We start from the raw sequence: 13,029 nt of genomic DNA on the forward strand, positions 1-13,029 counted from the left end.
CCGCGGGATCGCGGCGCGTGCTGGCGCGGTCAGACCTGGATGCCCGCGAGCGGCGACGTGACCCGCCCCGCGTCGATGCCGATCTCCTTGATCGGCAAGCCCATGATCTGGGCGACCGTCAGGAGCGCCTTGCTCAGGTTGTCGCCGGGGAAGTTGTGGTGCTCGTCGCCGCGCAGCCGCCCTCCGGCTTTCCCCGCGAAGAGCACCGGCCATTCCGTCCTCGTGTGCACCTTGCCCCACGCGGTGTCGGACGTGACGTACACGAGCGAGCTGTCGAGCAGGTTCGAGCTGCCATGCGGCGTGTTCTTGAGCTTCGTCAAGAACTCGTTCAGGCAGCGCATCGTGTAGATCACGCCCTTGTCGACGCGAGGCTGACTCGATTGATCCCCGGCATCTCCGTGGCAGATGGTGTCGTGGAAGTCGTCGTTCATGTCCTGCGCGAGGTGCCGGTAGTAGACGTGCGCGGCGGGCAGCGAGAACATGAACGAGAGCACGCGGGTCCTCTCGCACGCGAGCGCGAGCGCCGAGAGCTCGACCATGGCGGCGTTCACGTCGGGGGGCGCCTCGCTCCGCGCATCCTTTCCGGCGGTGGGGGCCGTCGGGCTCTTGCACGCTGACGTCGAACCGCCGCCGGACGACATGGTCTCGAGGCGCTGCTCGATGGCCCGGATCGACTCGAGGTGCTCGTCGATACGATGCCTGTCGGCCTCCCCGAGCCGCTGCTTCAGGCTCGCGCCGTCCTGCAGGATGGAGTCGAGCACGCTCTTCCGGACGTTCGCGATCTTCGTGGCCTGAGCCGCGCCGTCGTCGCTGGGCTCGGGCAAGCCGCTCATGAACAATCGATTGAACACGGCCTTCGGATCGAACTCCGGGTTGTTGCGCGCGTTCGGCCCCTTGTGCGAGACCGTGTGCAGCGAGTCCTGAGGGCCGTTCGGCGTCGCCGGCGTCACCCCCACCTCGAGGGAGCGGTACGGCGCCCCGGCCGAGATGGCGTCCGCGACGACCTGGTCGATGGACGCGGCCCGCACGGCGTTCCCGCTGAGCGGCGCGCCGGTCGTGACCCCCGCCGACCCCGAGGGGTGCTCGACGCCGGATACCACGAGCTTGTTTTCGAGGCCGCTGATCACCGTGAGGTACGACTTGAGGTCCGCGAGGGGCTGGAGCTGGGGGCTGAGGTCCCAGGCCTGACCGGAGCCCGTGCGCGTCGGCTTCCAGCGACCGGGAAGCGTGCCGTTCCCGAAGAACCACGTGACGTAGAGCGGTGAGACCGGGGTCTTCGTCTGAGCGAGCGCCGTGCCGCTCTCGTTCAGCATGATCTCGAGCAGGGGGAGCGGGATCGTGACGGCGGCGCCCGTCGCCAGAATGCCCCGGAGAACAGTTCGTCGGTTCAAGGCTTTGTTCGTCATTGGGGTACCTGCGATCAGGGTTGGGGGGCGACGGACGAGAAAGCGTCGTTGGTCACGACGTCGAGGACCAGCTCGCGCAGCTTGTACCCCGACCCTTCGAACGAGGCGGTCAGCGCGTTGAGCACGCTCTCGTCCACCTTCCTCTCCTCGTGACCCGCTGCGTACATGTAGTACTTGCGGACGAGGCATTCCGCGACCGAGGCGTCCGCGCTGAGGGTCACGCCGAGCGCGCGCGCGTCGGCGACCGGCTGCCCGTCGAACTCGCCGCTCGGGTCGATCGGCAGGCCGTGGTCGGTGGTGCGGAAGCGGCCGATCGCGTCGAAGGTCTCGAGCGGCAGGCCGAGCGGGTCCATGTACGAGTGGCAGCCGGCGCAAGCGGGCTCGGTCCGGTGGATCTCGAGGCGCTGACGCTTCGTGAGGGGCTTGTCCGCAGGCGGCTCCGGGAGCTCGAGAGCGACGTCGCCGGGCGGCGGCGGGATGGGCGTGCACATGAGGGCGTCGCGCATGAACTTGCCGCGCAGGGTGGGAGAGCCCTCCTTCTGGTTCGCGAACTGCGAGAGGAAGCCCGCTTTGCTGAGGATCCCGATGCGCGGGCCGTCCGCGGGCAACGAGCGGACCTCGAAGGCGCCCGAGCCGAGGCCGGCGGTGTCGAGACCGTACAGCTCGGCGAGGTCGCTGTTGACGACGACCTTCGTTGTCGCGAACAGGTCGAGCGCGCTCGCTTGATCGTCGAACGCGAGGACCTCCCAGGTGCCTCGCATATCGCGGACCATCGCCGCTTGCAGCGCGGGGTTGTACTCCGGAAAGAGCCCCGAGTCCTTTGCCTGGGTGCCGATCCGATCGAGCCGCATGTACTCCTCGGCGAAGGCGCCGACCGCCTCGCGCCCGGCAGGCGTCTCGAGCAGCCGCGTCGCCGCCGCGCGGATCCCCTCCACCGTTCCGAGCGCCCCGCTCGCGGCCTCGTCGAGCAGCTCCTGGTCCGGCAGGCTGTTCCACAAAAGGAACGCGAGCCGGGACGCCATCTCGTAGCCCGTCAAGCGAAGCGACCCGTCGGCGCTCGGAGCTCCGAGCTCCGGGCGATACAGGAAGTTCGGAGACGTGAAGAGGGCCACGGTCGCCCAGCGGGCCCCCTCGACGGGGCTCTCGAGCTCGGTCGCGGCCTTCGCGGCGACGGCCGCGAGCCGGTCGAGCTCGGCGGCCTCGAGCGGGCGGCGCCACGCTCGAAGCCCGAGCGTCTGGAGGAAGCCACGCACGCAAGCGTCGTTCTCCGCGCCGCTGGGCGCGCAGCCGATGAACTGGTCCCGCTTCGCGCGATCCGCGAACACCGCGTCGACGGCGCTCTCGATGGCCGCGTGGTACTGCTCGACGCCTCGCTCCGAGGTCACGACGGTCGATGCGCCGATGACCGCAAAATTCCCGTTCCAGCTGTCGGCGTCGAGGTCATTGATATTGACTTCCACGCCGAAGACGTCGCGCACGGCGTTGCGAAATTGCGTTCTCGTCAAACGGCGCAACATCCCGGCCGCGGGCTGGAACGGCGGCGGGTCCGAGTCCGTCGGTGATCCGCCGCTGCCGACATCCGAGCCCGTCGGTGGTCCGTCGCCGCCGACAGAGGATGATCCGCCGCCCTTCGTCGTGTCACCCAGCGCGCCCGTGCACGCGGCCGCGAATGCGAGCGCGCAAACGGCGGCGCCTTCTCTTGAGAAACGGAGCTCATGCCAGGACGGCTTCTTCATCTTGCTCTCCGATGATGCGACGGGGTGACCCCGCGGACCGTACCGAGGATTTCTCGACCCTCATCGAATCGACGAGGTCTGTGGTGTCCTCCGGTGGCTCACCCTCGGTAAGAACACCAAGCACCATCGCTCGGCCATCGCTTTCGCGGCGGTCGGGCGAACGGAGCTCTGGAATCGACAAGAACTCGATTGGATGACGAAGGGCGCGGCGCGCAGGGCGACCCGCTCATGCGCGAAGTAAAAGGATACCCCTTGAACCAAATGTGAACGATCACATGGCCGAGGTCAATGCCAATCGACGGGCCCGTGCCGCTCCGCGAGGCCGAGGGAGGGCAGGGCCGGCGAGCTCCTCCGGATCACTGCGTCAAGAGGGCGGGCGCCGGCCGTCGCGAGCGCGCGAGGTGCGCCTTGCTGCGCGGCGTCGATGTCGTCGCTCGGAAGTGACGTTATTTGTGAACGTTCACAATATGGCGGAAGCGGTGCCATCCTTCCGGCAGGGCGGGGGGAAGTCCCACCATGCGCTGGCGGGCGCGGGCGCGCTGGGCCCCCTTCAGTCCGGATCGAGCGCGTACACGGCCGTGGTCGTCTTTCGCCCCGTGAGGTTGCGCTCGCCCAGCGCGCGCAGCGGGAAGGCGTCGCCGGCGAGGTCCCTCGTCGCCGCGGAGACCAGCACCTGGTTCGGCGCCGCGATCGCCTCGAGCCGCGAGGCCACGTTCACCACGTCGCCTATCACGGTGTACTCCATCCGCTTGTCGGAGCCGATGTTGCCGACGATGGCCTCTCCGGAGTTCACGCCCACGCCGAGGCGCACCTCGACGTCGTACCGCTCGCGCCACTCCTCGTTCGCCGTCTCGAGGAAGCGCATCATGTCCTCCGCGGCCGCGAGCGCGCGGCGCGCGTGATCCTCCTGCGCGATCGGGGCGCCCCAGACGGCCATGACGCAGTCGCCGATGAACTTGTCGACCGTGCCCCCGTGCCGGAACACGATCTCGGTGAGCATCGAGAAGAGCTCGTTGAGGAGGGCGACCATCCGCTCGGCGTCGCGCGACTCGGCGAGCGGCGTGAAGCCTACGACGTCGGCGAAGAGCACCGACACGGACGCCCGCTTGCCGCCGAGGGCGAGCGGGTGCTCGCCCCGCACGATCGCGTCGACGACCGCCCTGTCCATGAACCGGCCGAGATCGCCCCGGAGCTTCGCCTCCCGGGCGATCTCGGCCTCGCCCTGCTCGAGGTCCTGGGCCATGCGGCCGAGGGAGGTCGTGAGCTCGCCGATCTCGTCGCGCCGCCCCCGCAGCGCTTCGCCGAGCGCGATCTCGCGCCAGCGCCGGGCGCCGATGAGCCGCGCCTGCGCGACGAGGTGCAGGATCGGGCGCGTCACGTGGCGGGCGGTGACGAGCGCGAGGGCGAGCGCGAGGACGAGCGCGCCCGCGGCGACGGCGAGGCCGCGGCGCCGCATCTCGTCGAGCGCGGCGAAGGCCTCCGGCTCGGGGCGCCAGATCGCGACCGCCCAGCCGAGGTCGGGCACCGTCTCGATGGCGCCGATCATCTGCCGGCCGCCCTCGTCGTGCGGGGCGAGCACGGTGATCCTGTCGTTCAACCCCGCGCCCGGGGGGAGGTTGCGCCAGATCGGCAAGGACGAGGCGTCGCTGCCCGGCGCGACACCGGGCACCCCGAACGTCGCGATCGCCCGGCGGTCGTGGCCCGCGATGAGCAGGCGCACGGCGCGGCCCCCGAAGCGGCGCCCGGCGATCACCTCGAGGTCGCGTCCGAGCATGTCGAGCGCCACCTCGGCGACCACGTAGCCGGCCGGGCCGCCCGCGGGAGGCGGCGCCGCGGCGCCTGCGCCTGCGCCCGGCGCGGCGCCAGCGTCGCCGGCGGGCCGCACGCGGGCCACGAGGAGGCCGCGGGCCGGCCCGATCACGCCGAAGCCGACGCCGCGCTCGTCGGCGAGCCTGCGCAGCGCAGCCGGCGCCGCGGGCACGTCCGCGTCGGACGACGCCTTGCGGATCAAGGTGCTGATCCCCGCGTCGGGCACCTCGAGCCGCACCGCGTCGATGAGCGCGCGCGTCGCGACGAGGGCGCGCACCGAGGCGACAGCGTCCTCGTCCCGGATGGCGCCGCTCGCGGCGTGGCCGAAGATGGCCGCCGCGGCGACGGCATCGCTCTCGACATCCCGGACGAGCTGGATCGAGGCCGAGGCCACCTCGGAGAGGATCGCCGCCTGCAAGCTCTCCTCGGAGGTCCGCACGGCGCGCTGGTTCACGTCCGTGAGGAGCGTGACGGCGACGGCCACGGGGACGAGCGCGATCGCCGTGAAGAGCGCGATCGCCTTCGTCTTGAGCGAGAACGCCCTCACGCGGAGGCCTCCGCGGGCGATGCGTCATTCAAGAGGGCCGTCCCTCCAGCCGGCCGCGCCCTCGTCGGTGCGCTTGCGGATCTGGAACTCCACCCTGCGGTTTTTGGCCCGGCCGTCGCGGGTGCGGTTGTCGGCGAGGGGGCGGCGCGCGCCGAAGCCGCGCGCTTCGAGGCGGCGGGCGTCGATGCCGTGCGCGGTCAGCCACGCGACGACGGCGAGCGCGCGGCGCTGCGAGAGGCTCAGGTTCGCCTGGGCGGAGCCCTGGTTGTCCGTGTGGCCGTCGACCGCGACCCGGGCGATCTCGGGGTGCTCCTCGAGGACGGCCGCGACCTCGGAGAGCAGCTCGAAGCTCTCCGGCTCGATCTCGGCCCTGCCTGTCCGGAACTGGACCTGCTGCAGGATCACGATCTGCGAGCCCTCGATGCGCACCGCGAACGGGCAGCCGTGCGTCGCGCGATCCTCGCTCGGCTTGCCGCGCTCGTAGGGGCAGGCGTCCTCGGCGTTGGGGATGCCGTCGCCGTCCGTATCCGCGGGGCACCCGTGCTTCGACGCCGGCTGGGACCCCGCGTTCGCGGGGGCTGCGGACGTGGGTCCGGACCCCGCGCCGCCCGGTCCCGCTTCGGCGGCCGCGCTGCTGACCCCCGGCACGTCCGGGCAACGATCGTCGACATCGTAGATCCCGTCGTCGTCCCGGTCCGGCGGGCAGCCGCGGCGGAACGCCGGTCGGGTGCCCGCCGCCGCGGCCGGCGGGCGCGCCTCGCCGATGACCCGGGGGCAGGCGTCCTCCGCGTCGGGGACCGAGTCCCCGTCGAAGTCGGCGGCCGGAGGCGCAGCCCGCGTCGCGCCGCGAGCGCCCTTCGTCGCGGCGGACGCGCCGGCGATGGCCGCGGGGGCGGCGGCGGGGGGCGCCGACGGAACGACGTCCGCCGCGATGCCGAGCGCCGCGAAGAAGCGCGCCTTCGGTATGCCGGGCAGCCGCCCGAAGCCGGGGCCCGCGCCCGCGTCGAGCGTGAGGGGACCGAGCGACCAGCGCGCGGTGAGGAGGAGCTCGGCCCCCGCGCGGCCCGGGACCTCGAGCGCCGAACCCTCGCCGGCGGCGGCCCAGACGGAGAGCTCCGACCCGAGCTGCAGCGGGCCTTTGCTGACGCCCGCGCCCGCGGCGAAGAGGACCTCGCTGCCCGTCAGGCTGTCCGACGAGGCCTTCTGGAACCGGCCCCCCGCCGAGGCCGACCAGCGGAAGCCCGGGTGCTCGGCCCCCACGATCACCCGCGGCGCATAACGCACGGCGCCCGCGCCGGCGAACGCCGCCTCGTCTCCCGTCGGCAGCCAGACGGAGAGCCCGAGCGCCGCCGCCGGCCGGAGCCCCTCCTGGGGCAGGAGCGTCACCCTTCCTCCCGCCTGCAGATCGGCGAGCGTGGCGCCGCCGGCGGGCGCCGTGACGCGGATGCCCCCGAGCGCGCCGGACGCGCCGCCCTGCTCCAGCACGAACGGCGCGTCGAGATCGAGCTTGATCCGGCGCAGGAGCTCGACGCTCGCGAGCGCGTGGAGGATCGCCTGCCGGCCCACCCACGTTACCGAGCCGGCAGGCGCGGTCCCGCGCAGGCTGAGCGGTTGATGAGAATAGGAGAACAGAAGTCCGACCGCGGGCCGGAGCTCCCCCGATACGCCGGCAGAAGGGACAGTGGATAGCCCGTCGCCCGCGGGCGCGGGAGCGAGCCTGTCGAGCGCTGTGGCCTCCTGCGCTGCGGCCGGCATGGAAGCCGTGGCCGCGGCGACGAGCAGCGGGGAGGCCAGGAGGGGCGCGATGACGCGCGCCGACCAATACGCCATCGGTCTGCTCGTATCCTATTGCCTGGTCCCTTGCAACGCCGATCTCGATCCGGTAGCGTGCCACCGGCGTGGCACCGTCAAATGGCCAGTCTGTCGCTATCGCGGTGCTCCTCGGCTGCGCCAGCCACGCTGCGATCCACGTTGGATACGTCGGCGTGGCGAGCGCCGGAGAGCCGACGCCCGGATATCCGGAGGCGGTCATTCAATGGGGCGTGCAGGCGGGAGAGACGTGCGACGACATCGCGGCGGTCCTCTACGGCTCGTCCAAGCATGCAGCGCTGATCCAGCGGTACAACCGCGTCGCGTGCGGCCCGGGCACGACGCTCGCCGAGGGGCTCACGCTGGTCCTCCCGGCCGAGGTGACGTCGATCCCCGACGCGAAGCTCCGGTCGATGCACCCGGACGTGCGCGCGCGCCCGGCCGGCGGCGCCTGGTCGCCCGCGGCCCAGGGGATGCCGCTGCTCACGAACTCGAGCGTCAACACGCTGGATGAGGGGAGGGCAGATATCGAGTTTGTGGACCGGACTCGGGTGCTCCTCGCGCCGAATACGCTCGTCGTCATCTACGGCACGGCGAGCCGAGCGCGGGTATCGAAGACGCCGCCCGCGGCCGTCGAGCTCGCGGACGGCGAGGTGAAGGCCGCGCTCGCCGCGCTGCGGGGACAGTCGGTCGAGGTCGCCGCGAGCGGGGGCGGCCGCGTGAGCGCGTCGTCGCGCGACACGGTGGTGCAGCGGCGCGGGGAGCGAACGACGGTCGCGGTGTTCGACGGCAAGGCGGGCGTCACGTCGGGCGGCCTCTCCGTCGTGGTCCCGAAGGACCACGGCACCCGGTTCGTGGGCAAGGCGCCGCCCGCGCGCCCGCGCCCGCTGCCGGCGCCTGTCGAGTGGACGACCGCGGACGCCGCGCAGATCGCGCTCGCCCCGGAGGGGCTCGGCGTCCTGTCGGCGTCGTGGAAGCCGGCGCCGGCCGCGGCCGGTTATCGCGTCGAGATCGCGCGCGACGCGGAGTTCAACGATCTCATCGCCCGCGAGGAGGTGAAGCCGGACGTCCTGTCGTTCCGCGCGGAGAAGATGCCGGCCGGCGCCTATTTCCTCCGGGTCCGGGTCGTCGATCGCGAGGAGTACCTCGGCGTGGGCGCGGTGCGCAGGTTCCACCTCGTCGCCGCGCGGGCCGCCGGGGGCGTCGTGCCGGCGGCGCAGGAGATCACCGCGAACCCGTACGGGATCATCGAGCTCACGCCGTCTCCCGCGCTCGAGCTCTCGCTCGACGACGGCCCGTTCGGCCCCGTCCCCGAGCGCATCGATCTGCTCCAGCGCGCCCCGCGCGCGCTCCGGCTGCGCGAGCGGGGCAGCGCCGCGGCGGAGCGTGGGAACGACGCGGCCACGTCGCTCCCGGTCCGGTACACGAAGGTGGGCGCGGTGATCTTGGCCTCGCGCGCGGCGTCGACGGCGACGTCGCCGACGCCGACGGGCGGGCCGGCGCTCGAGGCCCGCGTCGAGCTCGAGGGGCTCGCCGGGGTCGACGTAGGACGGCGGGTGGCGCCGCGGCTCGTCGCCCACCTGCCGGGGGGGGTGCGCTCCGTCGCGCTCGCCGGCGGCGATCGCGGCGGCGCCCTGACGGCGCGGATCCCGCTGCCCCGGGAGGCGCTGCGCCCCGGCGAGCCGCTGCGCGTCCGGCTCGACGTCGCCGATGGCCGCGGCGGCGTGATCGCGACGAGCGACGCCGAGCTGCCCGCCGCGCCGGAGGCGCCGCGAGCCGCGCCTCCGCCTGCGCCCCCGGCCGCGCCCGTGCTGGGCGCGTACCTCCCGCTCCTCCCGATGTCCGGGGTGGCCGACGGGCTCTGGCTCGCGCCGACGCCTCCCGCGGTCGCCGCTGTCGGCGCGGCCGCGGCGCGCTCCGGGGGCGGCTGGGTCGCCGCGGGGCAGGTGCGCGCGAGCGGCGCGATCGGCCCGCTGGGCCTCGACGTCGCGCTCCGCTCGAACCCGGCCGGAGAGGGCGACGGCGCGGGCGTGGGCAGCACCGGCTGGTTCGGCGCGCGCCTGCGCGTCCTGCGCCTCGGGCGCTCGGAGCTCGAGCTCGGCCCCACGCTCCGCCTGGGCGTGCCCATGGCCGACGGGAGCCCGCCTGTCCGCATCGAGCCCGGGATCGCGCTCGGCGGCGCCGCGGGCCGGTTCACGTGGGTGGCGGATACCGGGGCCCGCATCCGCGCCTCGGGCGACGGCGCGGCGGTGGGCGCGGGCGACGGCGCGGCGGCGGGCGACGGCGCGGCGGGCGGCGAGCCGGCCACGCCGGACGTGCAGGGCTTCCTGCTGGCGGGGGCGACGGCGGATCCGGCGCCGTGGCTCCGGCTGTACGGCGCGCTGGATCTGCACCTCGTCCACCGGGAGGTCAGGGCGGACGACGTGCTCGGCGGGCTGTCGGCGGGCGTGGAGGCGGGCGGCGCGCTCTTCGGGGCGCTGTCGGTGCGGGTGAGCCCGTGGCGCGACGAGGGCGAGGGCCTGGTGACGGGGCAGATCGCGGTGGGCTTCCGCGAGGCGTCGCCGTGAGCGCGGGCGACGGCGAGCGCCCGCCGCCGGCCGGGGACCCGGACCGCACCGTGCTGAAGGGCCAGCGGGCGCCGGACGGGCGGGCGCCCGCGCCTCGACCGGGCGCCGACCCCTTTGCAGCCGCGGAGACGCTCGCCTCGGATGATCCTGGGGCGGACGCGCGGCAGCGGACGCGCGCCGGGCGGGTCCTTGGCGGGAAGTACAACCTCGTGCGGCTCCTCGGCGCCGGCGGGATGGGGGAGGTCTACGAGGCGGAGCACGTGCTCCTCGGCGTTCCGGTCGCGGTGAAGACGATGCACCCGCACGTCGCGATCCTCCCCGAGAGCCGGCGGAGGTTCTTCCGCGAGGCGCGCGCGGCGTCGCGGCTGGTGCACCGGAACGTGGTCAAGGTGCTCGACCTCGGGGGCGACGAGGACGGCGGCGACGGCTCGATCTACCTCGTGATGGAGCTGCTCAAGGGGCAGTCGCTCGGCGCGCTGCTCCGGGCGTCGCGCGAGCTGCTGCCGCTGGCGGAGGTCGCGGCCCTGTTCGCGGACATCCTCGACGGCGTGGGCGCCGCGCACGCGAGCGGCATCGTCCACCGCGACCTCAAGCCGGAGAACGTGCTGCTCGCCGAGCAGGACGGGGAGCGCGTCGCCAAGGTCGTCGACTTCGGCCTTGCGCACCTCGACGACCCGCTCGACGCAGGGCCGACGCTCACCTCGAAGGACATGGTCGCGGGCACGCCGGAGTACATGAGCCCGGAGCAGTGCCGCTCGCTCGCGGTGGGCCCGAGCACCGATCTGTACGCGTGCGGCTGCATCCTGACGGCGCTGTTGCAGGGAGCGCCGCCGTTCGTCGGCCTCCCGGCGGTGGAGCTCATGGCGATGCACATGTTCTCGATCCCGCCGCCGCTGCGGCGGCCGCCCGGGGCTCCGCCGGTCCCGCCGCTCCTGGAGCGGCTCCGGCTGGATCTGCTGGCGAAGCTGCCGGAGAAGCGCCCGGAGAGCGCCGCGGCGGCGCGGTCGCGGCTCGACGAGGCGATGTCGCGGGAGGCCGAGGCGCGGCGGCTGCCCGCGCGCAAGGCGGGCGCGCCGCTCGGCGACCGGGCGGAGCGGGCGCAGGCCTGGCCGGAGGGCGAGACGGCGGAGCTCGCGCCCGTGCCGGAGCGGACCGTCGCGCTGCTCCGGCTCACGCCGGCGGGGCAGGGGCTCAGCGAGGCGTGTGAGATCGGGCTCGACGCGCAGGGGATCCACCTCGCCGAGGTGCCGGACGCCGCAGCGCTGATCGAGGCGGAGCTGGGCGTGGCGGTGATCGACGCCGGCGCCGACGTGGAGGGCGCGTGCGCGCTGCTCGAGGCGCTCGGCCGCGCGGCGCCGGGCGTGCGCGCCGTCGTGTGCGCTGCCGGGCTCTCCTCGGACCGGATGAACGCCCTCGTCGCGGCGGGCGCCGCGGACGTGGCGCGTTATCCGGTCGCGCCGGACGCGCTGTCCCGAAAGATCGCGCGGGTGGTGCGCCGGGGGCGCTGATCCGCGGGGCGGAAATCCCGCCAGGATTTCTGCGACGACGAGGCGGATGCGGACGAAATATCAATAATTTCAATCTGTTCTGTCTGATTCGCGGCCGGGTCGCTCGCCGGCGTGGCCCAACGCGGGCCCAACGGGCCGCCTGCAGCCACCGGGGCGCCCGCTGCGGGCTGGCCGGCGTGGTCAACGACCGCGCCCGGCGCTCGGTGGTGCAGCGCGCGGACAAGGGACGCGCCGTTGCTCGGTGACGGCGAGCCCGCCTCCGGTGCCGCAGACATGGGATCACTTCCATCTAAACGGCCGCCCCTGCCGTTCAGCTCGGGGATCGCCTCGTCCAGAGGAGCGAAGTCCCCCAAGCCGAGCTCAGCGACCTTGCGCGCCGCGCGCTTGTAGTGGTGAATCTGACGGCTCGACTTATGCCCGGTCCGATCGGAGATCCACGTCTCCGTGCGGCCGTTCGCGAGCTTGATCGTGATGAAGGTCGCGCGGGTGTCGTGCAAGCGGATATTCAGCCGTGACTGCGTGGTCTCGAACAACTCGGGCCGATCGATGCCAGCACGGCGCAGGTGATTTCGAAAGTTGTGCGCCCCACTGCGCCCCGGCAGGGGCCCGCTCGGCCCAATGAAGACACGCTCCTTCGGGGGACATATGGCGAAATAGGTCCGAAGCGCGCGCACGACGTCGGGTGAGAGTGCCCAGGCGCGAGGGTCATCCGTCTTGTTCTCGTCGAGCACCACGGCGCCGCGCTCGAGATCGAGGTCGGACGGCTCCAGCCTTCCGGCCTCGTCCGCCCGCATTCCCTCGCGAATCAGGAAGCCATAATAGATCCGATAGGACAGCGGAATAGTCACCGCCGCCATGAGGCGCCTATCCTCGTCGGGATAGAGGGAGCCTTTGGCCTTGTTATCCTCCGCCTTGGGAATCCATCCACGCGGCAGCGGATTGCTGGCGATGATGCGCGCCGGATAGGTCGCGAGCGCGAGTATCCGATGGATGACCTTTGCGACTCCTTGACGCGAGGAGTCCTCAAGATGTCCTGGCAGCATGGAGATCGCTCGATCCGCATGATCGAGCGTCAAACGAGAGAGTGGAACGGGGCCGAGTACCCCTAGAACATGATTGAGCTTATGCCGGTATTGCTCCGGATGGCGAAGTGCTTTCACATGCAGTGGGTATTGCTCGGCGAGCCTTCCAGAAACAACCAACTCGGCGAACTCAGCGAAGGTTGTTTCCCCGGACGCGCGAGCACGCGCTTCGCCCCTGCAGAGCTGCTCGATGGCAAGCCGGACGTCGCGGAGCGCGCTGCCCTCGCGCGCCGCAGCCCGCTCCAGGAGCGGCAAGCCGAGAACGATCTGGCCGGCTGCGAGCAGGCGCCCGGCGAGGTCGGCCAGCACCTCCAAGCGCGCATTGGCTTCCTGCTCGGTCCGGCATGTCGGCAAGCTGAACGTGGAGCGACCGGCCTCGCCGAGGCTGAGGCGCGCGGTCCACGTCTTCCCGCGCAGCCGGACGGACCCGGAGCCGTTGGCGCGCTTGTCTCCTGCTGGGCTGCCAGGGGCGCGGGCGGCCAGCTTCGGGCGATCCGTCGTGCTCGCCGAACTCGGCGAGTCTGCGACGGGCACAGCTGCCTCCGCGGCCGGAGAGGGGCGCCCG

7 protein-coding genes are annotated in these 13,029 nt (G+C 73.0%); 2 read left to right on the forward strand and 5 right to left on the reverse strand.

Going from position 1 to position 13,029, the window contains the following annotated elements; genetic code table 11:
* Nucleotides 1–29: 29 nt before the first annotated feature.
* The 4 genes from WMF29_RS07820 to WMF29_RS07835 all read right to left on the reverse strand — a co-directional run bounded on the left by WMF29_RS07820 (nt 30) and on the right by WMF29_RS07835 (nt 7,328).
* The gene (locus WMF29_RS07820; protein ID WP_437328244.1) at nt 30–1,391 is read right to left on the reverse strand and encodes a DUF1552 domain-containing protein; all 1,362 of its coding nucleotides are present in this window, start codon (nt 1,389–1,391) and stop codon (nt 30–32) included.
* 29 nt (nt 1,392–1,420) lie between these two features.
* Nucleotides 1,421–3,142 carry a DUF1592 domain-containing protein gene (locus WMF29_RS07825; protein ID WP_437328245.1) on the reverse strand — a complete coding sequence of 574 codons (1,722 nt, stop codon included), beginning with the start codon at nt 3,140–3,142 and terminating at the stop codon, nt 1,421–1,423.
* A 550-nt stretch (nt 3,143–3,692) separates the two neighbouring features.
* Nucleotides 3,693–5,498 carry an adenylate/guanylate cyclase domain-containing protein gene (locus tag WMF29_RS07830; protein WP_437328246.1) on the reverse strand — a complete coding sequence of 602 codons (1,806 nt, stop codon included), beginning with the start codon at nt 5,496–5,498 and terminating at the stop codon, nt 3,693–3,695.
* A 24-nt stretch (nt 5,499–5,522) separates the two neighbouring features.
* Entirely contained in the window at nt 5,523–7,328 is a 1,806-nt protein-coding gene (locus WMF29_RS07835) for an OmpA family protein (protein WP_437328247.1), read from the reverse strand.
* Between the two features lie 155 nt (nt 7,329–7,483).
* On the opposite strand from WMF29_RS07835, the gene WMF29_RS07840 reads away from it, so the two are divergent.
* Together WMF29_RS07840 and WMF29_RS07845 are read left to right on the forward strand one after the other, a co-directional pair.
* The gene (locus tag WMF29_RS07840; protein ID WP_437328248.1) at nt 7,484–9,874 is read left to right on the forward strand and encodes a FecR domain-containing protein; all 2,391 of its coding nucleotides are present in this window, start codon (nt 7,484–7,486) and stop codon (nt 9,872–9,874) included.
* A complete protein-coding gene (locus tag WMF29_RS07845) occupies nt 9,871–11,382 on the forward strand; it encodes a protein kinase domain-containing protein (protein ID WP_437328249.1) in 1,512 nt (503 codons plus the stop codon). The genes WMF29_RS07840 and WMF29_RS07845 overlap by 4 nt, the downstream gene beginning before the upstream one ends.
* On the opposite strand, the gene WMF29_RS07850 is transcribed toward WMF29_RS07845, so the two are convergent.
* Nucleotides 11,319–12,998 (reverse strand): tyrosine-type recombinase/integrase, encoded by a 1,680-nt coding sequence (locus WMF29_RS07850; protein ID WP_437328250.1) that lies wholly within the window; start codon nt 12,996–12,998, stop codon nt 11,319–11,321. The two genes, WMF29_RS07845 and WMF29_RS07850, sit on opposite strands and share 64 nt — an antisense overlap.
* Nucleotides 12,999–13,029 lie beyond the last annotated feature (31 nt).

Origin of the sequence: Sorangium sp. So ce381 (assembly GCF_051473845.1) — a bacterium.
Taxonomy (GTDB): Bacteria; Myxococcota_A; Polyangia; order Polyangiales; family Polyangiaceae; genus Sorangium; species Sorangium atrum.